Source organism: Nitrosomonas sp. (genome assembly GCF_019752095.1).
Lineage (GTDB): Bacteria > Pseudomonadota > Gammaproteobacteria > Burkholderiales > Nitrosomonadaceae > Nitrosomonas.
On the sequence record NZ_JAIEMO010000005.1, the window covers coordinates 31,933 to 53,117 of the forward strand.

The 21,185-nt window shown below is 41.9% G+C and carries 21 protein-coding genes; 5 read left to right on the forward strand and 16 right to left on the reverse strand.

Going from position 1 to position 21,185, the window contains the following annotated elements:
- Positions 1-154: 154 nt before the first annotated feature.
- Positions 155-478: a BON domain-containing protein gene (locus K2Q13_RS02405; protein WP_292919061.1), complete on the reverse strand. Its 324-nt coding sequence runs from the start codon at positions 476-478 to the stop codon at positions 155-157.
- Between the two features lie 295 nt (positions 479-773).
- Here K2Q13_RS02405 and K2Q13_RS02410 point away from each other — a divergent pair, with 295 nt between their 5' ends.
- Positions 774-1,115, forward strand: coding sequence for a hypothetical protein (locus K2Q13_RS02410; RefSeq protein WP_292919062.1), 342 nt, complete (start codon positions 774-776; stop codon positions 1,113-1,115).
- A gap of 177 nt (positions 1,116-1,292) precedes the next feature.
- Here K2Q13_RS02410 and egtB read toward each other — a convergent pair whose 3' ends face one another.
- From egtB to K2Q13_RS02430, 4 genes are all read right to left on the reverse strand, one after another.
- Positions 1,293-2,585 carry an ergothioneine biosynthesis protein EgtB gene (egtB, locus tag K2Q13_RS02415; protein ID WP_292919063.1) on the reverse strand — a complete coding sequence of 431 codons (1,293 nt, stop codon included), beginning with the start codon at positions 2,583-2,585 and terminating at the stop codon, positions 1,293-1,295.
- 120 nt (positions 2,586-2,705) lie between these two features.
- Complete coding sequence (locus K2Q13_RS02420) at positions 2,706-3,020, reverse strand: BON domain-containing protein (protein WP_292919064.1); 315 nt, start codon at positions 3,018-3,020, stop codon at positions 2,706-2,708.
- Positions 3,021-3,057: 37 nt separating this feature from the next.
- Positions 3,058-5,010, reverse strand: coding sequence for an AsmA family protein (locus K2Q13_RS02425; RefSeq protein ID WP_292919065.1), 1,953 nt, complete (start codon positions 5,008-5,010; stop codon positions 3,058-3,060).
- 53 nt (positions 5,011-5,063) lie between these two features.
- Positions 5,064-6,590: a cytochrome B6 gene (locus K2Q13_RS02430; RefSeq protein WP_292919066.1), complete on the reverse strand. Its 1,527-nt coding sequence runs from the start codon at positions 6,588-6,590 to the stop codon at positions 5,064-5,066.
- Positions 6,591-7,287: 697 nt separating this feature from the next.
- Here K2Q13_RS02430 and K2Q13_RS02435 point away from each other — a divergent pair.
- A complete protein-coding gene (locus K2Q13_RS02435; protein ID WP_292919067.1) occupies positions 7,288-8,139 on the forward strand; it encodes a carotenoid biosynthesis protein in 852 nt (283 codons plus the stop codon).
- A gap of 46 nt (positions 8,140-8,185) precedes the next feature.
- Here K2Q13_RS02435 and K2Q13_RS02440 read toward each other — a convergent pair whose 3' ends face one another.
- From K2Q13_RS02440 to K2Q13_RS02460, 5 genes are all read right to left on the reverse strand, one after another.
- On the reverse strand, positions 8,186-8,623 hold the full coding sequence (locus tag K2Q13_RS02440) for a hydrogenase maturation protease (RefSeq protein WP_292919068.1): 438 nt from the start codon (positions 8,621-8,623) through the stop codon (positions 8,186-8,188).
- Positions 8,623-9,123, reverse strand: a complete 501-nt coding sequence (locus tag K2Q13_RS02445; RefSeq protein ID WP_292919069.1) for a TPM domain-containing protein — start codon at positions 9,121-9,123, stop codon at positions 8,623-8,625. Before K2Q13_RS02445 ends, K2Q13_RS02440 begins: the two co-directional genes overlap by 1 nt.
- The gene (locus K2Q13_RS02450) at positions 9,124-10,032 is read right to left on the reverse strand and encodes a YgcG family protein (protein ID WP_292919070.1); all 909 of its coding nucleotides are present in this window, start codon (positions 10,030-10,032) and stop codon (positions 9,124-9,126) included. It lies immediately after the preceding gene.
- Positions 10,033-10,049: 17 nt separating this feature from the next.
- Positions 10,050-10,658: a LemA family protein gene (locus tag K2Q13_RS02455; RefSeq protein ID WP_292919071.1), complete on the reverse strand. Its 609-nt coding sequence runs from the start codon at positions 10,656-10,658 to the stop codon at positions 10,050-10,052.
- A 249-nt stretch (positions 10,659-10,907) separates the two neighbouring features.
- A complete protein-coding gene (locus K2Q13_RS02460; RefSeq protein ID WP_292919072.1) occupies positions 10,908-13,049 on the reverse strand; it encodes a hypothetical protein in 2,142 nt (713 codons plus the stop codon).
- Positions 13,050-14,272: 1,223 nt separating this feature from the next.
- Here K2Q13_RS02460 and K2Q13_RS02465 point away from each other — a divergent pair.
- Positions 14,273-14,704 carry a class I SAM-dependent methyltransferase gene (locus K2Q13_RS02465; RefSeq protein WP_292919073.1) on the forward strand — a complete coding sequence of 144 codons (432 nt, stop codon included), beginning with the start codon at positions 14,273-14,275 and terminating at the stop codon, positions 14,702-14,704.
- 11 nt (positions 14,705-14,715) lie between these two features.
- Here the strand turns inward: K2Q13_RS02465 and K2Q13_RS02470 are convergent, their stop codons facing one another.
- Both K2Q13_RS02470 and K2Q13_RS02475 read right to left on the reverse strand, forming a co-directional pair.
- Positions 14,716-15,939: an NAD(P)/FAD-dependent oxidoreductase gene (locus K2Q13_RS02470; protein ID WP_292919074.1), complete on the reverse strand. Its 1,224-nt coding sequence runs from the start codon at positions 15,937-15,939 to the stop codon at positions 14,716-14,718.
- 33 nt (positions 15,940-15,972) lie between these two features.
- Complete coding sequence (locus K2Q13_RS02475; protein WP_292919075.1) at positions 15,973-16,161, reverse strand: twin transmembrane helix small protein; 189 nt, start codon at positions 16,159-16,161, stop codon at positions 15,973-15,975.
- 163 nt (positions 16,162-16,324) lie between these two features.
- Here K2Q13_RS02475 and miaA point away from each other — a divergent pair, with 163 nt between their 5' ends.
- Positions 16,325-17,293, forward strand: a complete 969-nt coding sequence (gene miaA / locus K2Q13_RS02480; RefSeq protein ID WP_292919076.1) for a tRNA (adenosine(37)-N6)-dimethylallyltransferase MiaA — start codon at positions 16,325-16,327, stop codon at positions 17,291-17,293.
- A 165-nt stretch (positions 17,294-17,458) separates the two neighbouring features.
- Positions 17,459-17,797 (forward strand): BON domain-containing protein, encoded by a 339-nt coding sequence (locus tag K2Q13_RS02485; RefSeq protein ID WP_292919077.1) that lies wholly within the window; start codon positions 17,459-17,461, stop codon positions 17,795-17,797.
- Between the two features lie 56 nt (positions 17,798-17,853).
- Here K2Q13_RS02485 and dapD read toward each other — a convergent pair whose 3' ends face one another.
- The 4 genes from dapD to K2Q13_RS02505 form a co-directional block, all read right to left on the reverse strand.
- On the reverse strand, positions 17,854-18,675 hold the full coding sequence (gene dapD, locus K2Q13_RS02490; protein ID WP_292919078.1) for a 2,3,4,5-tetrahydropyridine-2,6-dicarboxylate N-succinyltransferase: 822 nt from the start codon (positions 18,673-18,675) through the stop codon (positions 17,854-17,856).
- A 32-nt stretch (positions 18,676-18,707) separates the two neighbouring features.
- The gene (gene dapC / locus K2Q13_RS02495) at positions 18,708-19,904 is read right to left on the reverse strand and encodes a succinyldiaminopimelate transaminase (protein ID WP_292919079.1); all 1,197 of its coding nucleotides are present in this window, start codon (positions 19,902-19,904) and stop codon (positions 18,708-18,710) included.
- Positions 19,905-19,977: 73 nt separating this feature from the next.
- On the reverse strand, positions 19,978-20,124 hold the full coding sequence (locus tag K2Q13_RS02500) for a hypothetical protein (RefSeq protein ID WP_292919080.1): 147 nt from the start codon (positions 20,122-20,124) through the stop codon (positions 19,978-19,980).
- 153 nt (positions 20,125-20,277) lie between these two features.
- On the reverse strand, positions 20,278-21,185 hold a 908-nt coding region (locus K2Q13_RS02505; RefSeq protein ID WP_292919081.1), incomplete at its 5' end, for an integrin alpha.

Here is a 21,185-nt window from a genome sequence, read left to right on the forward strand (position 1 = left end):
ATGGGGGCTATTTCAATAAAGGGTTTTCGTGATCTGCTCAGGGAGTATTTTTTGGAAGAAATCGACTGCTTTAAGCTCTAATGTGATGAATTTAAAATCTCACACTGACGAATTTGGTTTTACTGCATTGACTAGCCGTCAATGCAGTAATTACTTATTTAACGCTCATATTGTTCTCAACGGCGGTCACGCCACTAACCCTGCGTGTAATCTCAACTGCCCGGTCGATGTCGGCTTGGCTGCTAACTGAACCACTCAGATTAACAACACCTTTCGTAGTCTCTACACTGATTTCAAAGGTCTTTAGTGTGGGTTCATTAAAAATTTCCGCTTTGACTTTTGTTGTAATGACGGTGTCATCAATATATTCTCCGGCTTCACTCGCGGCTTCACCTGCATGAGCGAAGTTAGCGCTTAAGAAAAGAACCATTAATATAGATAAAATAAAAGTCAAGAAACGGTTGTTGAGTTGTGTCATGATAAAATTCTCCTAAATAAATTAACAAAGACAAATATTCCCAGGCATTTTAAATTCAAACGCTTAGTGGATATCCTAACTAAACGATTTATTAAGTTTTTCTTAATTTTACTTAACAATCGCAGTTAAATTATTGCAGGAATTGTTCATTGTGAATGTGCGCTAACCCACTTACTGGCGTAGCTAAATCCAGCTTCCTAATCATGCTTTAATTTTGTGCGGTGGCGCACAGACGAGGATGATATTTAACCTGCATCATTATTCCTCCTATTAACAGAACGGAAGGATTAATATCATGATTAAAGGAAAGAAAACAGCATTGATATTTATTATGAGTGCAATTTTTATGTTAGTGAGCACGGTTGTGTCGTCCCAATCTCCTCATTCACAAAACAGTATTAATAATGACAGAGATTCAGCAGGAAGTTCGCAATCCGATTCTCTTTCACGTGATCTCTCACGTGATGGTTCCCAGGTGAATCCTAATAGCCCTGCTATGGTTAACCCAAACGATCCTACAGGAGTAAACTCGAATATACCTATGTCGCCTGGAGTTCCTCCAACTAGTGCGCCGGGAACGAATGCAAATGTTCCCTCAGGCACAAGTCCAAGTAACCCTTCTGGATCGGGCTATTAAATCATGTCACAAAAATAGTTAACTAAGAAGGGGGCTCGCTTCATTCGACAGTTATATCCTTAATGTTTGCTGCTTAGCTTTGATAAGTATTGGACTGCTCGAATTTACGGGGCCTCTTCAGTATCAAGGTCCTAGACTAAATATGAATAACAATCAAAAAATCTATTCTATTTATACCTATTCATTACGTGCTAAACGAATGCCGGAAAACTGCCAGCGTGCTTCAGCAGGAAGAAAGTTACGCATGCTCGAACGGATGCGCTTTTTCGGTGTGATACAAGAACCGCCACGCAAGACATATTGATTTACCATAGACTCGCTATTATATTCACCTACGGCTATATCCCAAATGTCAGATTTAGGTTTGTCAGTGTTGGATTTTTTTGGATTATAGCCAGGATAAGGTGAGTAGCTAGATTGTGTCCATTCCCAGACGGTACCATAAAGCGCGTTAATATTAACGCTCGTATTAATGGTAGTATGACGAGGATGGAAATAATTGTTATCGGCAAAGTCTCCATCAATTTCTTGCTTGGATGCTGCATTTTCCCATTCCGCTTCGGTTGGTAAGCGTGCATCACGCCATTGTGCAAAAGCACTCGCTTCATAATACGACAGATGAGTTACTGCAAGCTCCAAATCCAATGGAACGAGTCCGTGGAGGGTAAACTCTTTCCACTCTCCTTCTTCGTGCCGCCAGTAAAGTGGATGACGACAATCGACTGATTTGATCCATTTCCAACCTTCCGAAAACCAAAAGCAAGGATCGTTGTAGCCATCTTCCTCAATAAATTGCATATATTCCCTATTCGTGGCTAAACGTGACGCCAATTGATAGGGGTAAAGATACTGCTTGTGACGTGGCGACTCATTGTCATAGCTAAATCCTTTTCCCTCATAACCTATTTCTATTAGGCCCCCTTCAAAATTACGCCACTCTAATGGATCTGCCATGTTTGAGGTTGTTATTTGCAAGTTGTTTTTAGGTTGATAAATTGGATTCAATGGGTTTTTTGATAAAAGGTGCTTGAGATCTGCCAGCATAAGTTCTTGGTGTTGAAATTCATGTTGAATCCCAAGGGTGGTTATCATTTGTAACATATTATCTTCTGTCAGTTTTCTCAACAGATTGTTTATGCGCTCATCGATGTTCTGGCAATAATCACGTGTTGTCTTCAAGGAAGGCCGAGTAAAAAAAACACGTTTTGGGTCTGGATGAGGCACATTTGATTCGTTGTAGGAGCTAAACATGGTGAGAAATTCTTGCTGAAAGGGTTTGAATGGTTTTTCGTAATGTTGGAGGACAAAAGCTTCAAAGAACCATGTGACATGACCAAGATGCCATTTTATCGAACTCGCATCCGGTAAGGATTGAACACAGCAGTCCTCTTCAAATAATGGCTCAACTAGATCCAAAGTGCGATTGCGGGCCATAGAATATTCTTTAATTAGAGTATTGATATTTATCATTATTTAATTTCTCGAAAAGGGCGATTACTATTTTTTTATAATTAATTATAATTAATTATAGTTAATGGCGGTATTGAAAAAATTCATGAGTTTTTACATTTTTTAGATAGCTATCTGCGTTCATTTAACTTTAATTTCGTTATTAACCTGTTTTACATTAGGAACTTGTTGAGCAACCGAAGTGGCTAATTGCCGTTGAGACTCAGTTTCGACAAACCCACTTATGACCACCAATCCATTTGCTGCTTCCACATGTATGGCAGCGGCCTTAAGCTCTTTTGTTTCAATCAGTTTTGCTTTTACTCTCATGGCTAAAATTATATCTTGTTGCGGAGCTTCTTCTACCGTATCAGGGTTAAAACTCGCACAACCACCTATGCTAAATATAATAAACAGAGATCCAATCATCCAAGTGCGAAGCATTTTGTAGGTCATTTGCTTTCTCATATTGTTTCCAGAAAAACCATTAGCACTACTGGCGTGCTTTATTAACTGCATCCACAAGACCTGCACAACGTATATTTTGACTATCTGTCTTTTTTTCTTCTTGATCTTGCTGGAGAAATGAATATAAGCTTACGATGGGCGCTGAAGGTAACAGCGCAAGTGAAGCTGCACCCCTTAATATCGCCGAAGCGCCTGGAGTAAAAGTGGGCTTCTTGAAAGTACCTTCTATATGAAGTGGTGCGCGAGCCGAGAAAACACTTAAGTCCTTCGGTTTGGGATCAATAATCAAATTTAGCTTTTCCTTGTTAAAATCAATGGTTCCTTTACTTAAAAAAATTGTATCCTGCGTATCTACAATAAAATTATCCATATTCAAAACCCCATTATTGATTGGAAAATCCAGAAAAGCACAATTGATATTAGGTTCGTTGTCTTTATCAAATAACGATACCAACGCCTCGCCAATATCAAGTCCGGCTAATTCGACCAACAGATTATCCAATTGCCCACCGGTCATCAGCATCAACAATCCGCCATCAGCTGATGCTAACATTTCTGCAATGGCATCTCCTTTGAACCAGAACATAACTTGACCTCCCACTAATCCAGCGCTTTCATCAGCAATTTCAAAACGACGTAATATTTCTCCTAATTGTACGTAACGTATTTCAGCCTCGATTTTGCTTTTAACGGGTTTCGAACTTGTGTTTAATTCAAAACGTGCTCGGATATTTCCATTAGCGACGCCAAAATCCAGAGGTGCAAGCTTGAGATTGCCGTTATCAATGATCACCTGCATGAAGAGATCATCCACTGGTAGTTTTGATTTAACTCGTTTGCTGCGTAAAGAGATGTCGGCATTGATAGTCTGTAGTTCCTTAAAAACGATAGGATCGCTGGGTAGAATGAACGGACTCGTAGTTTCTCGTTTTACTTTTTTCTGCTGAGTTAAAGATGCAGTTTCCTCAAGCCCCGTATCGGGCGAAAGACCAATTAATGGTCCAAGATCATCCAAGTCTATTTTTTCTGATTTTAGATCGGCCATTATAAAAGGCACTGCTTCGCCTAGCTTCACACTGATTGTTCCGGCAAGATCACTATCACCCACACGGCCATTCAAATTTCTAATTTGCCACAAATTTTCATGATGCGACAAATCACCTTTCAGCCGATAAGGGGGTAAGCTAGGCATGGGTAATCTCAGGATTTGTGATAATTGATCTGGGTTAGAGCCTTGCATTAAAAATTGCAAATCAAGGCCTTTGAGCTGCAGAGGTTGTATCAGTGTGCCTTCCACTTTGATGCTGGTTTCCCCGGATTGCAAACTTAAGGTCAGTGGGTAGGGTATTTCAGCTTCCCTCAAAGCAACTAAAGGACCCGCATTTAAATTTACTAGTAATGGATGCCCATTCAGCTTTCCCTGGGCTTGCAATTCCGTGAGCTCTTCATCGCGAGCTGCACTCATAATTGTTGCGAAAGTCGTGGTAATTTCTGTATCAGTTGTTAAATCCTTGTAGTTAAGGTGACCTTCTACAATCCGTAAACGCTCAATGAGGGGCATTTCTGTTTTACTCTTAGGATCATTTGCAGCAATCTGCAAATTCCAGTTTCGCTCCCCTTTGGATGATTTCTGTAAAATAATATGCGGCTTGGTAAGGGTAATCTCGGGAAATAGCATGCGCCCTTTGAGAAGCTCAATCAAATCGATGCGCATGTCCAGTGCGGCAAGTTCCACCATGTTGGGTTGCTCGCTCCAGTCGGCATTTTGGAACTGTATTTGCTCCATTCTAATCAGTGGCGTTAAAGACCAGTCGATTGCAAAATTACCTTTAATAGTAAGATTACGGCCCGTCTTATCACTAATTTGTTGTGTCACAATCTCTCGTGCCCAATTCAAATTTGGTGATGAAATTAGCAATACGATTAAGAGAAATAACATTGCAAGGAGAGAAACTCCAAACCATTTCATGGCAATCATTTTTTTACCTATTTCATTACATAAATTGCTGGTAAAACCAGAGAAAACTCAGGTTAGAGTTGTTTCATGTATGCGACAAGATCGGATTTCTCTTCGTCCGTTAATTTAAGTTGTAATACCAAGTTGAAAAATTCGACCGTATCTTCCAGGGTAAGCAGACGACCATCGTGTAGATAAGGAGGGCTGTCTTTAATACCACGAAGTGTAAAAGTTTTTATTGGTCCATCGCCCGGTTCGTTCAAGAAGCGTTCAAGTTTCAGGTCATGCATTTGATTGTCGAGGAATGCAGGCGGTTGATGGCAATTTCCGCATTGCCCTTTACCCAAAAAGATACTTTCACCCCGAATCTCTTTTTCAGTCGCTTTTGAGGAATCCAGTCGGCCTTGGCTATCTAATTTTGGAGCGGGCGGAAAATCCAACATGTTTTGAAACTGTGCCATATGACTCACATGGATCCGATCAATCATCGGGAATCCTTTTTTCATTGCATGTATTGGGTCGCCATTGAAATAAGCAGTGCGGAATTCAAATTCTGTGAAGTCCTCAATCGAACGCAAGCTGCGTTTTGATCCATGAATCTGCTGACTGTATACTCCGCGCAAACTGGTGGTATCCAAGCGAGCTCGGCGTTCCTGAGGACGCATATCAGGGCTTAAATGAAATTGTCCCGTTGTGTGACCATTAACATGACAATCAAAACAGGTCACGCCAAGACTGGGTTGAGCGCTTTTACGATCATCTGTCGGATTGAATTCTTCCTGCGGTAGTGGTGTTAGCAGCATCTGCAATCCAGTAAGCTGAACCGGGGTCAATATATCTTTGAATAAACGATAAAAGTTATTGATGGAAACAACCTCCCCGCGAGAAACATCCCCTAATTCAGGCCTGTTCTGAAGGAAAATAGCAGGGGGGAACTCCGGCAAAAAAGCTTCCGGCAAATCAAACTCTACGTCGAACCTTTCTAACCTAGGAAACATCGAGATCTGCATAAGAGGAAAGACCTGACCGCCAGTTACCTGTTTGGGATGTGGTAATGCAGGGTAAGGAAATAGATTATTTTTGCGAATTTCTTCAGGTGACATTGCAGCAAGTTTTTGCCAGCTCATTTTGTCTTTCAATACAGCAGTTGGGCCGACCGCAATGGGTTTGCCACGAGTCATGGTTACCTCTGCGTCGAAACGTGGGGTAAGATCGTAGCGACTCTGTAATAACTCCTGTTGAGTTCTACTAATCTTTGGCCGCTCTGCCATATCAGATTTCATCGTTTCTTCAAAAGCTTGCTGTGGTTTTTTTGCATTGAGCGAATCTCGGTAAAAATCAAATCCGAGTATTTTTCCATTATCGGGTTGTTGTTGAAATGTATCAGAGGAAGGTAGAGCGCTCGAAGCATCGAAAATATTAGAGTGATCATGCTTACTTTTTTTCTGCTCTGGTCTTGGGTTATTAGTCTGTGCATTCATAATCGCATCATTTTCTTTCACTATCAGAACATTATCGTTTTGACTGATGGCATTATTAATTCCTATGCCAAGGCCGCTCACTCCCAGTAAAGTTAAAAATAAAATTTTTCTTTTCTCCATATGAATCTCTCCACTATCAAGTCATTAAGTAAACGAGAAATAATCCTGATGCAAGACAAAACCTAAATTAATTCTGGGTTTTATTCTTTCATTCTGCAGAAAATCTATCTGTACGAAACCGCACACTGGATTGGTTTTTCATGAAAAGGATTGCGTGAGAATTGTTGAGAAGATACGCATGAATCTGAATCTTTTCATGTCTCGTTACGCTGTGCTACGCTGAGTATTCAATAGTTACTCGTCAAATTACTTGGTTGAATTACATCGATAAAGAATTGGAGTGAACACCCAGTGCGCAGATAGGAGGGTTAGGGGAGATGCGCACTGGGTGTCCGGATCCAGTCATCCGGCTAGACGATATGAGATTCGTCCTGACTGGTGCGGTCGACTCATTAAAAAGAAGTATGAGCGCTAGGATCATTTTAGACCATCCTGATTTTCTTTCTGTGCGCTCTCTAACATACAGTTCATACGGCTTCAAATGAGTTTGCTATGATGGCAGATAAAACGATTAATAGGCTTAAACCAAGATTTTCCATTTAAAAACTTTCAAACAAAATTTATTATAATAATTTATTGAATATAATAGAATTTCTATAAATCATCATCATGTCTGTTCGCAATTCTTTATTCCTAATTATTTGTTAACAAGATCGGATGATTTTCACAAATAAGCTCATTTACCTAGGAATTGTTTATGCTTGATATCGCTATTGACACTATAGTCATGCGTCCTTATGTTTTTGCTTTTTTTGCGGCATTTTTGCTGGTTTGTGTCCCACATGTGGGTTGGCGCAAGACCTTGATATTTACCATTTCTGGCTATCTGATTGCTTTTGCGTCGGAGAAGCTTTCCATTACCACTGGGTTTCCGTACGGTTGGTATTATTATATTGATGATACCAGTCATCAGGAGCTATGGGTTTGGGGGGTGCCTTTTTTTGATTCGCTCTCGTATGTTTTTCTAACTTATTGCAGCTATACGATGGCATTGTTTATCCTGTCACCTTTAGCGACGAAAGGCGCAGATCTGGTTACGCTGGAAACGCGCGCGATCCGGCATTCATGGGCTGTTTTAGTGCTAGGTGCTTTTCTGCAGACATTTTTAGATATCATCATTGATCCGGTGGCGTTGCAGGGCAATCGCTGGTTTCTTGGGCAGATATATGGCTACTATGAAGCCGGACTGCATTTTGGTGTGCCGATTTCAAACTATGCCGGTTGGTTGCTGACAAGTTTCTTGCTAGTGGCTGCTTTTCAGCAGATTGATCGGAGGCGCGAGGAGAAAATACCGAAAGGGGTGTTTGCCATGCCATTCCGTTCTCTGCTCGGCCCGGTGCTTTATTTGTCGGTACTCATCTTCAATTGGGTGATTACACTGTGGATAGGCGAGCATCTGATTGCACTGACCGGCGTGTTGATATTTACGCTGCCAATTGTTATGGTGACCGTTCAGGCCGTGTTACGGGTTAATCGTTACCGTAAAGAGGAATTACAAGAACATTTAGAAGATTATCCTTGGTCACCTTTGAACAATATCGAAAAATAAAAAGGTGCTGGATACCCTCTGTAATAGGGATTCACGATCGAGTTCATTAAGTATATTGTGAATGCCAATGCTGAATTTTTGAGATAGCTGCTTGCAGGTTTATTTTTGCCTGAATGCTTAGTTTCTCTCCCAATGCAAATTGATAGCCACGAATGCGGAGTAAAAAAGAAGTCGGGGCAGTGCGCTGGTATATTTGCTGATATGTAAATAATAGTGCAGATGGTGTAAGTGCGTGACTGGTATAACTGGCGTCTTTTTCGGCATGAATCGGTAAAAATTCGTAAGGTTCAGCGCATGACATGTCTGCATCAATAAATACGATCTGATCAAATTCAAGTAAATCAATCGTGTGCTCGATCAACAATTGCATGTCAATGAGGCACTGGGTATTTGTTAGCCTCAGCTGATTGATCTGTTCGATCAATAAAGGACCCAGCGCGTCATCGCCACGTCCGGGATTTCCATACCCAAATAACAAAATCATCACAGTATCGTAGGTTTATTAGTAAGTTCATTTTTGTCTTTATTGGGATCATAAGGAAAGTGCGTTTCTAAATGCTGACTAATGGCATGGATACCTTGAATGAGACCAGCCTCAAATTGTTGCTGACTGAATGCAGATTCCATAATATGGCAAATATTTCCCCATTCTTTGTTGGAAACCTTGGCATGCATGCCTTGATCCACAATGATTTCTACATCACGGTCAGCCAGCAGCAAGTATATGAGTACGCCATTATTCTGTTCGGTATCCCATACTCGCAATCGCGAAAAAACTTCAAGTGCGCGCTCTCGTGCAGTTTGATTTTTAATCAGGGCTAGAGTATTAAGTGCACATTCCACAGCAATGCATATTTCACCACTATGACTCGTTTCTGATTGCTGAATTACTTGTTCAATAGCCGTCAGCGTAGCGGCAGGCAATGCGCGTCGAAGCAACCATTGTCCAGCAGATAAATGACGTACGATACGTGTTAAATTCATTTACCACCTCCCAGAGGCGCCACCACCACCAAAGCTACCGCCACCTCCACTGAATCCTCCGCCACCAGAACCGCCGCCTCTAAAGCCAGAATTTGACCAATTACCTCGCCCATTGCGGTAAATTCCTGGGTTGATGTGAATGAAAAGATTCAGAATGAATACGACAACAGCGATGAGAATAGCGATCGCTATCGAAGAGAATATTGACCAGCCGACAAACCCTAGACCCATGCCAGTTACGGTGGCCCCAGCTATACGCCCCAGGTGTACCTGCAATATTCTCCCAATAACCGTGGAAAAGATAAGGATAATGATTAAGCTCTCAATATTTGTCTGTGTATTGGGTGAGTTACTGGTTTGCGTGGTGCTGGGGAGTGGCAGTGTTTCACCGTTGATCAGACCTACGATTGCTTCAATCCCTGCCTGAATGCCTTCGGCAAACTGCCCCTGTTTAAATCGAGGTGTAATAATTTCCGTGATAATTCGTTTCGCGGTAGCATCCGGTAGTATGCCTTCCAAGCCATAACCGACTTCAATACGAAGCATTCTGTCGTTTTTAGCAATCAGCAGCAAGACACCATCATCAATACCTTTACGTCCTATTTTCCATGCTTCAACAACCTGCATAGCGTATTGCTCAATAGCGTAGGGTTGAGTGGTCGGGACAATTAATATGGCAATTTGACTGCCTTTCATTTTTTCAAATGCCGCTAATTGATGTTCCAATTGGGTGATTTCGTGAGTAGAGAGAGTTCCGGTTAAATCAGTTACATGGGATTTAAGGGACGGAATGGCGATTTCTGCTCTGACTGAAGTGATTGCCAATAAAATTGCAAGTAGGGTAACAATTCCAAAAAATATATTCTTGATTTTGAGAGATGATTCTTCGCTGCTTGATGTAGGTTTCATGAAGATAGTAACTGGGTTTATTTATCTTTTAATCTCGGTGTATCAAAATCAATTTTTGGCGCAATAGATATTTCGTCTTCATTTTCCACAGTGAAGCCGGGTTTTGTTTGAAATCCAAATAGCATGGCTGTGAGATTGCTGGGGAAAGACCGGACGATAGTATTGTATTCTTGAACTGCTTTAATATATCGATTGCGTGCTACAGTGATACGATTTTCGGTGCCTTCCAGTTGTGCTTGTAAATCACGAAAATTGGCATCTGATTTTAACTCGGGATAATTCTCGACGACGGCCAGCAACCTTGAAAGAGAACTGGACAATTCGCTTTGCGCATTCTGGAATTTAGTCAATGTTTCAGGGTCGTTGACTAGCTCTGGAGTTGCTTGAATACTGCCAATTTTGGAACGAGCATTGGTAACTCCGAGCAATACATCTTTTTCTTGGGCAGCGAATCCTTTGACGGTATTAACTAAATTGGGTATTAAATCTGTACGTCGCTTATATTGATTCAGCACTTCTGCCCAACTGGCCTTAATTTGCTCATCGGTCGATTGAAGCGTATTGTAGCCGCAGCCACTTAAAACAAGAACGCAGAGAATTGTCGCTACTAACTGCCTATTGCGCATAAATTTCTCCAGAAAATTGCATAACCATGAATTATGGCTTTGTTGATATTTTGTAATATTCAATGAAATTTTCTTTCCATCTTGGGTAGATGGTGAATGATAAAACGGAATTGACCGATGAACAATGGAAGATTTTGTTAGCAGTTGCTGATGTCTGTTATTGCAGTTTCAGTGGCCAATGCAAAATTCCGGATAAATAAAAACCGCTCGATCTTGATCGAGCGGTTTTTATTTGCAATCATCAATACTTTAATTATCAGGATATCCTGCTACTGCCCAAGTTAAACCACCATCCACTGATTTATAAATATTTTTTCTTGCTGCGCCTACAATCGTCGAATCCAATTCATAGGTAGGCGATATCTTGAATTCAATGAATTCAATATTTTCAGTTGCAATCAGCGATGCGGTTGTATTCAGCGAAGATGTTACTGCGCCTGCTCCATCCAGATTTGCGCTAAACAGTCCTTTGCCACGGACATTGACAAAGATGGTTCGGTCGACGCCGAAGTTTGGGGAAAATTCTACTTGTAATATAACGGCATTTGATCCAACTGAAGTGTCAGTTTCTTTTGTCCAGGTGGTGCCTCCATCAGTTGAGCGGTAAATGCCACTGGTTGTGCCAACAAGCACAAGATTATCGATGGCAAATTGCGGGGATATCGCAACCCACATATATCTTTGCCCAGCCCACCCGGTTTGGATGATCGAACTAGCACCGACGCGCAAGAAAGTGTCTCCGCCATCCTGTGTCCGCCATACTTCTCCCGCGCGATTGGTGGCAAATGCAATGCGGTCGTTAGCATAATTAGGCGACACAGCTACACTTGTAATAGGATGGTTTGTTGGCATCCCCCGTTGCAATATCCAAGTTTTCCCAGCATCTTTGGTCTGCAGTAATCCATGGAGTCTTGAGCCGAGGTAAATTTCCTTATCGGTTGCAAAGTTTGGCGATGCTGCTAGGGCCGTGAGAGAAACGAGATCCTTTCGAATTTCAAGAAATCTAGGAATAAATCTAACGGTAAAACTGTCTCCGAAGTTGGTGGATGATCCCACGTATCCATTAGTCGCAGTAACGATTGTTTGAGTGCCATTTGCATTCTTCACGATCTGCGAATCGAAGAAATTCATTTTTCGCCCTGTCGGATTGGGCCAGCCACTGGTAGACCAGGTTGTACCGCTATCGGCAGAAATAGCGATGCCTCTTCCAACATACGTTGTGGCAATCATCTTTTGATCAGTGTTAAAACTCGAAGAGAGCGCAAGCCCTGTCAGTACGCCAATTCGTGTTTGACTTTGCTTCCATGTACTGCCACCGTTTTTCGAGATAAAAATCCCATCGAATACCGGTAAAAATACGGTTTGATCCGTCGCGTATGTTCTGGATACTTGCAAGTCAGTCATTTCATTGAGTAATGATGTTTGAACAGTAACTACAGCGCCTGAATTAAACAGTTCCCAATTATCGCCACTGTCGGTAGATTTAAATACCGCTTGAGTCAGACTGGTGCTAAATACTGTGCGGTCAATCGCATAGTTTGGTGAAACCGCTATATTATTGATCGCTTCGTTAGGTAAGTTAGTACCTTTGCTGACAAAGGTATTTCCTCCATCGCTGCTATAAAAAATTCCAAAGCTTGGGGTCGCTAAGAATATTTCCGATGCGCCTCCTGGTGCGATGGCCATATCGTAGATGATGGTTCCTGTTGGATTCCCCAATTCGGTCCAGTCAATGCCACCGTTGGTGGATTTTCGTAAGTATCCAGCATCGCTTGCAATTATTAGAGTGTTATCGGTAGCAAAGTCAGGTGAGATTGCGATAGCGGTTACTTTATTGGTTTTATCGAGTACCTGAGTCCATTGCGCATCTGTATTGGAGCGACGGAAAAGGGCTCCATTACCTTCATTAAAGAAAACTACATAACCACTGCTAGTTTCAGCGACCTCCATTTTTTTTATGATTTTGTTTGAAACGGCAAGACCTGTATTATAGGGTTCCCACGAATCGCCACGATTGGTTGAGCGATAAACACCACCTTTGCCTTTGAGGCCCGCAAACACAGTTTGATCGGTAGCAAATTTTGGAGAAACGCGAAGAACACTGTATTCAAGCGGATGGTCCAAACCATTCGCTAGATTAATCCAATTCGCACCCCCGTCGGTTGAGCGCATAACTTGATCGTAATACCAACCGGTAAATGCGCCATCGCTAACTAAGAACATTGTTTTGTCGTTGGCATAATCGGGTGATGCGGCAAATGCAATTACCATGTCATGAGGTGTATGTGCATGCACATTAACACCAGTAATGCCAATTGATAAGAAAAACGCAGTAATCACGGCAATTCGCCGCATGAAATTGATTCGAATTTCGTTTACATTGACTAACATGTTTAATCCTTCAAATTTTAGTTGTTTTTTGATTACTAACTCTGTCTGCTACGTGAAATTTTTGCTACGAATTTATTGAAAAGTACTGAATTTCTGTGTAACGATTGATTTTGCCAACTGGAGGCTAATATAGTAGAAATACTTCCTTAAACCAATAGGTCATTATTACTTTTTTTCTAGTACATATATACTACGAGGTTATTGTAAAACCTGGAAAATTTTGCTGTAGTAGCAGGGAACTTACTGATGTAACTGGCTACTCATATTCCCATAAAAAGTGAAGTTTCACATCTTCATGGATATTTTTCCATAGCACAGTATTCGGGCAGAATGGTTTCTTTATAATTTATCCAAGAAATTATCTGTTTTTCTTGAAATAAAGCACCCCGCCGCAAGCAGCGAGGTATTAAAAGCGCGCTTCAGACTGCTGGTTTTCAACCAGCCTTCGCCCCAAGGGGCAAGGAATTAAACCCGGAAGAGATTAACTTTTGATTATTAACGAATATAATTCGTATAAATCTTTTCTATCTGTTTCGCAGCCATTATAGCGATTTAATATCCGCTTACTCCTGGTAAATTATTTTTTCATTTCACCGAAAATAACGCTTTGATAAACAGCATATATTTGCTTTTCTATTTTACTGAAGGGTCTTGTCCTACCTTGCAATAGTTGAGAATTTCCGCTCCAAAATAATTTGGACGGAATTGGGTATTTAATCTGATATTATGACTAGGAAAAATCCTATGATAGCCGATAATGTTATCCGTGGCGTAGGAGTCTTTTTATCTGTCAAATGTGTTCGATGGATTTATAGGTAAAAATTGAGGTGCCAGACATAAGATACTTTGCCGTGCATCACAAACTTTGTTCATGCGTCGATGTAATCCAGGCAAAAAAAGATTTTTGTGCGGCTCAGTCATCTGAAAATTGCTGGCAAGAGATGGGAATGACTAAATTGCTTGAGTACGCTGAAGTTTGTAGAACTAATCCTTGGTTTAACTTTCCTGTTTTAGTAGGAATCGATAGTGGCATGCACATTTAATCTGAAAATATTTAGCATTTAGAAAACAAAATGAGAAACTTACTCAGAAAGATTTATTCGATACTAAAAAAACGTGCATCATACTTATTTTATCTGATCGAATACAAACGGGCCGCAAATGCTGTGCGCAGAACAAGTAGTGATCCTAACTCGATCTATGAAAAGATATTTGAGGAATTCATGCAAAGCTGCGGGAATAAGCCATGTCTTCAAATAGGGGTAAAAAATAGATTAGGAAAAAAATATGGGCCCAATTGGGTAAGTGTTGACAAATACGATATGCGCGATTTTATTGACTATCATTATGATATTCATGACCTGCCCTTCGAAGATAACAGTTTTGATGCAGTGGTCTGTATATCGATTTTAGAGCATGTTCCTTACCCGTTGAAAGCAATTCAGGAATTCAAAAGAATCTTAAAGCCGGGTGGGAAAATATGGGTTCAATTGCCATGGCTTTGCCCTTATCATGCGGTTCCAAAAGACTACTGGCGCGTTAGTCCAGATGGATTAAGAGTCTGGATGGAGGATTTCAAAGAGGTTTCTTGCGGAACTTATATGTGGCGCAAGACCTATTTTTCAATTGCAACTTATTTTTATGGAGAAAAATAGAATAGTAAGACTCAGACAACTTGCCCTGCAGCATAACCTGATGACCAAGCCCATTGGAAATTAAATCCTCCTAAATGACCCGTAACATCTACAACCTCTCCAATAAAGAACAGACCCGTTGTGTGCTTGGATTCCATTGTTTTGGATGATAACTCAACAGTATCGACGCCACCGAGCGTTACTTCCGCCTTCTTGTAGCCGATCGTGCCGCTCGGCATAACCTGCCAGTTGTGGAGTTTATCTGCGATCAAGAGCAATTCATTTTCCCGGTAGTTACCGATAGGTTTTGCAGTGATAGCTAGCTCGGCTAGCAGGGATGCGCACCAGACCTGCACGAAACGTTTAGGGAGATAATGGGCTAGCAGATTCGGTAGAAGCATAGTGCTCCGACGATAAAGAGAAAAAATTTGTTGTGCATTCTGTTGTGGTAACAAGTTGATGTATAAGGACTCTCCTGATTGCCAATAGGATGATATCTGCAGTATAGCGGGGCCGCTTAATCCACGATGGGTGAATAAAATATCCTCACGGAACGAAGTTCCGTTACAACTAACCTCAGCATCTATTGCCACGCCTGAAATTTCCTTAAAGCCAGAAAATTTATCTGCAGCAAAGGTTAAGCCCACCAAACCAGGTCGTAACGATGTTACGCGAACGCCAAACTGATTGGCAACTTGATAGCCAAATGCGCTTGCGCCAATTTGTGGAATTGATAAACCGCCTGTAGCAATTACCAATGATTTAGCTTCTATAATATTGCGCTCAGTTATCAATCTAAAATTTGATCCAATATCTTGATTCTCATCGTTCGCTAGGCCCTCTATTTTTTGAATAGCAGAGGCTAGTTGCCAATCTACATTTACTGCACTGCACTCGCTATGCAACATGTTAATAATTTGTTGCGAGCTACCCTCACAAAATAACTGCCCCAACTTTTTTTCGTGATAACGGATACCATGCTTCTCAATCAGAGAAATAAAATCCTGTGGCGTGAAACGAGCCAATGCGGAACGGCAAAAATGTGGGTTTCCAGAAATGAAGTTTTCCGCTGAGGTATGGCAATTGGTAAAGTTGCAACGACCACCGCCAGAAATACGGATTTTTTCCGCTAACTTAAATGTATGGTCAATGAGTATCACGCTGCGGCCTCGCTTACCTGCCTCAATTGCGCACATCATGCCTGCAGCACCTGCTCCAACGATAACTACATCTTTATACAGCTTAGGCAAGCTCATGTATTACACCGTGAGCGCTTCTGAACAAAAAAATTATTCAGTCATCATATCTAAGCGAGTTGCTATCATCAGTACAATAAATAAAAAAAGAGATAAACCAATCCGTATGCTTAATGATCTAACCATACGTGTTGAATTACCTTTATCTTTATACATGTAATACAGTGCTGATCCTAGGCTATATAATATAAGGAGAAATACTACGGCGGCGAAAATTTTCAATGGCTTAATCCTAACAAAATTTGAATTTGCCAAATTTTAGCCGAGTTTTTCTGATTATCCAATGACTATTTAATGATAAAAACTCCAGAAATTTAGTATTAAATTAATCAATTGCTTCTATTCCACTTCATTTTAACTTCTTTTCATCGGTCAATACTGTGCAATGCAAAATCCGATTTGCTTACCAACTGCTATTTTTTTAATGGGCCCCACAGCAAGTGGCAAAAGCCAAATTGCCTTAGATATAGCAAAAGAACTCCCAATCGAAATTATCAGTGTGGATTCGGCTCAGGTATACCGCTACATGAATATCGGGACGGCCAAACCCGAGCAAGAAATTCTGACTCATACTCCGCATCATCTTATTAATCTCATTGATCCTGATCAGACTTATTCAGCAGCGCAATTTCGCAAAGATGCTTTAAACATCATGCAGGACATCTCTTCGCGCAACAAAATTCCGCTACTGGTGGGCGGTACGATGCTTTATTTCAGAGTATTACAAGATGGTCTATCCGTATTGCCAGCTGCAGACCAAGATATGCGATTGCAGTTGGAACATTTGGCGAAGAAACTTGGTTGGCCTGCAATGCATCAAAAATTATCAGAATTGGATCCAACGATTGCTGCGCGTATCAAACCAACAGATAGCCAGCGCATCCAACGTGCCCTGGAAGTATGTTATTTGACTCAACAACCGATGTCAGAAATTCTGAAGACCTCACAACCAGCAGACTTTCCCTATCGTAAAGTAAGTATTGCACTCATTCCTAGTGAACGCAGCCAATTGCATTCTCGTATTACTGAGCGCTTTGGAAACATGTTAAACGCCGGATTGATCGATGAAGTTCAATCCATACGTCAGAGATTTTCGTCATTGAATATGGAATCGCCATCAATGCGATGTGTCGGCTATCGTCAGGTCTGTCTTTATTTGGACAACAAAATCAGCCGTGATGAAATGCATGACATGGGAATTGCTGCAACGCGCCAGCTGGCTAAACGACAGCTAACTTGGTTGCGCGGTATAAGAGTTAGCAATGAAATATATGAGCTTGATTGCTTGTCTAGTGACTCAAGTACTCGAGTACACAATTTAATCCGAGCTGTGACCGAGACCTGCGCAGACTGAATGCCAAATTCTTACTGTTGATATATTTTGAGTCTGCCAGCTTGTTTATTTCCTGTCGATAGCGTTATGATTCCATACACGCTCAATAGAATAATTGAATTTTTATCAGCGTATAAGAAAAATTACGAAACACCTGCAGAACAATCATTGATAGGAAAAACAATCATGCAGATTTTTTTAAAATTATTTACTTCAGTCTTGTTGCTGATAGGCATCTTTCTTTTGGCAGGCTGCGAAAACTACGCAGAAAAAACCCATCCGTCCTGGGTTACACCACCACCTGGTATGGTTTATGATGATTCGACCATTTTTGCCCGTGTTACCCTGGCAATTCAATCTGATCCTGTTCTGCAGGACACCAGCATTGAAATCAAAGTTAACGAGGGTCATGTGACGTTAACGGGTGTCGCTCGTAATGAAGATCAAATTACCCGCACCAATATGCATACCTGGATCGTGGATGGAGTAAAGAATGTTGACAACCAAGTTATCGTAAAAAAATAAAGTATAAAAATCCCCGCAATAGGGGATTTTTATCTAATTTACTGTGAATGTCTTGATCAGATTCCTCGCAAAAGCTCATTAATACCCGTTTTTGAACGGGTTTTAGCATCCACTTGTTTTACGATTACGGCGCAGTACAAACTGTATTTTCCATTTTCAGCCGGCAAATTACCCGATACTACAACTGATCCGGGAGGAATGCGACCGTAACTTACTTCGCCGGTTTCACGGTTATAAATTTTCGTGCTTTGACCAATATATACACCCATCGATATTACAGAGTTCTCACCGACAATCACACCTTCCACAATCTCCGAGCGTGCGCCAATAAAGCAATTATCTTCGATGATAGTTGGATTGGCTTGCACCGGCTCCAATACGCCGCCAATGCCAACACCACCCGATAGATGCACATTTTTGCCAATTTGCGCACATGAGCCAACGGTAGCCCACGTATCAACCATCGTGCCATCGTCCACATACGCGCCTATATTGACATAAGATGGCATCAACACGACGTTGTTGGCAATAAAAGAACCTTTGCGTACTGCGGCAGGCGGAACTACACGAAAACCGCCATCACGAAAATCCCTGGAGCTGTAATCTGCGAACTTGGATGGTACTTTATCAAAATAATTGGAAAAACCGCCTTTGATAAAACTGTTATCCTCAATTCGGAATGATAGTAGCACTGCTTTCTTGATCCACTGATGAGTTACCCAATCGCCATCGATTTTCTCAGCTACGCGCAATTTTCCGTTATCCAGCATTGCCAGAACTTGTGTAACGGCTTCCTTCAAACTGGCATCGACATTACGTGGCGTAATTTCAGCGCGGCGCTCAAAAGCTTCTTCAATGATGGTTTTTATTTCACTCATGATTTTCCTTAGTAATTTAAATTCAGCTCGACTTAACTCAACTGAGTCACGAGGCTTTTAATTCTTTGCATGGCTTCGTTACATTCCTGTGCAGACGGTACTAATGCAACCCGAATATAATTTCTTCCCGGATTGCTGCCTTGTGCATCACGCGCAAGATAACTGCCTGGCAGCACCGTCACATTATAATCTTGATACAACCGTTTGGTGAATTCGGTATCGTCGATAGGTGTTTTAATCCACAAATAAAAACCCGCATCCGGCATTTGCACTGTTATTGCATCCGACAGCAGTACCATCGCATCGGAGAATTTTTGCGCATACAAACGGCGATTTTCCACCACATGTTTTTCATCATTCCAAGCCGCTGCGCTGGCGGCTTGAGCCACCGGGTTCATGGCGCTACCATGATAAGTCCGGTACAACAGAAATTTTTTCAATATCGCGGCATCACCGGCTACGAAACCGGAGCGCATTCCTGGCACATTCGAGCGTTTCGATAAGCTATTAAATACCACCAAGCGTGGAAAATCTGCGCGCCCCAATTGATTTGCGGCATCCATCGCACCTAATGGTGGCTTTATTTCATCGAAATGAATTTCAGAATAACATTCATCTGCGGCCACCACAAAACCATAGCGATCTGATAGTGCAAATAATTCCCGCCATTCTTCCAGCGTCATCACACCACCTGTTGGATTATTGGGTGAGCAGACATAAATCAGCTGCGTACGCGACCATACGTCATTGCTCAATTGTGAAAAATCCAATCTAAAATGATTTTCGGGTAATGTATTAATAAAATATGGCGTTGCCCCCGCTAATAATGCCGCGCCTTCGTAAATCTGATAAAACGGATTGGGGCATACCACTACCGGGAAACTAGCACTAGAATCGATTACTGTCTGCGCAAAAGAGAACAGCGCCTCACGACTGCCGTTAACAGGAATAATCTCAGTATCGGGATTAATTTTTGATAAATTAAAACGCCGTTTTATCCATGCAGCAATGCTATTGCGTAGTATCGGTAATCCCAATGTAGTGGGGTATGTCGACAAACCATCGAGATTATGTGCTATTGCTTGGCGGATAAAATCAGGTGTTGCATGTTTGGGTTCGCCAATCTGAAGATCAATCGGACTCAATGCAGCGTTACGTGTTATTCCCTCAATTAATATCCGTAGTTTTTGAAATGGATAGGGTTGCAGCTGATTCAGATTTGGGTTCATGTCATTTGGAAAGAATACTCAGTCAATAATTTTATACTGATCATCCCATTATTAGGTCGTTAATGCGTGCGGATTATAAAACGTGCGTGTGAGAATAACCAACTAAAATTAATTTGTCCGGCTGTGTTTCAGGTTGCGCAACGGGTGTATAACCCTGCCATTTCAGTGCAGCATATTTGCGATTCCCGATTATCAGCATACGGGAAATAGCGGTATCCATTCAAGCGATCCAGAAAAACCAAGCAAGAATCGCCATAAATCCACTCGGGTGAAAGAACAAAATAAAAACGCTTCTTCACCACAAGCGGTTTTTTATCGAACTATTATGGATCAGCTTCCCGATACCAATTCCCCCGTTATTGTAAATGGCTTGTCAGCTTATTGGGAAATCCGTCGTTACATCCACTCCGATCAGTAGCACCGCCTCACCTTGCGTATAGGCATGAAAGTTGCCGTGAACACCGCCATCGATCCAGCCGCTGCTCAGTCCTACCACGCTGTCTCCGGTGTTGCCTTTAATTTTTAGCATATTCGTCTCTTCCGACAGATCGCTGACATCCTGCGCGGTCAAGGTCAGCTTGTTGTCGCCAACACCGTATAAAGCGATAGTCTCAATCCCGCGAATCTTATCGATGACGCTGGACAGATCCAGATTAAAATCGCTGCCGGCCAGTCCTAGCGTATCGATACCCGAACCGCCATCAACAAACTGGAAGTCATCACCCAATATGCGGATGTAATCGTTACCGTCGCCAGCATCGAACGAATCCGCCCCGCCACGGCCGATCAAGCGATCGTTGCCAGCTTCACCCTTAAAGCTTTCCGCCACTTTGGTTCCAGTGAAATTATCGTCTCCAGGTGTACCCTGGAAGTCCGCATCGCCAACGGTAAAATCGCTGCGGCCAAAGATTACGTAGCTGGAGCCGGAATCGATACCATTCGAATCAGCATAAGGAGCACTGACCATCAAATCATCGAAACCATCGCCATTAACGTCCCCGGCGCTGCTGACCGACCGACCTGATCGATCATTTTCTGCTTCACCATCCAGACGAAAACCATTATTGCTATCGAGGTCGGATAAATCCATCGTCGCATCAAAGCCGGATGCCTTGCCAAACACTACGTAGCTGGAACCGGAACCATAACCACTCAGATCAGCACCAGAAGCACCGACAATCAAATCATCAAAGCCATCACCGTTGACGTCTCCCGCACTACTCACAGATCCGCCTGATCGATCATTTTCTGCTTCACCTTCCAGACGAAATCCATTACTGC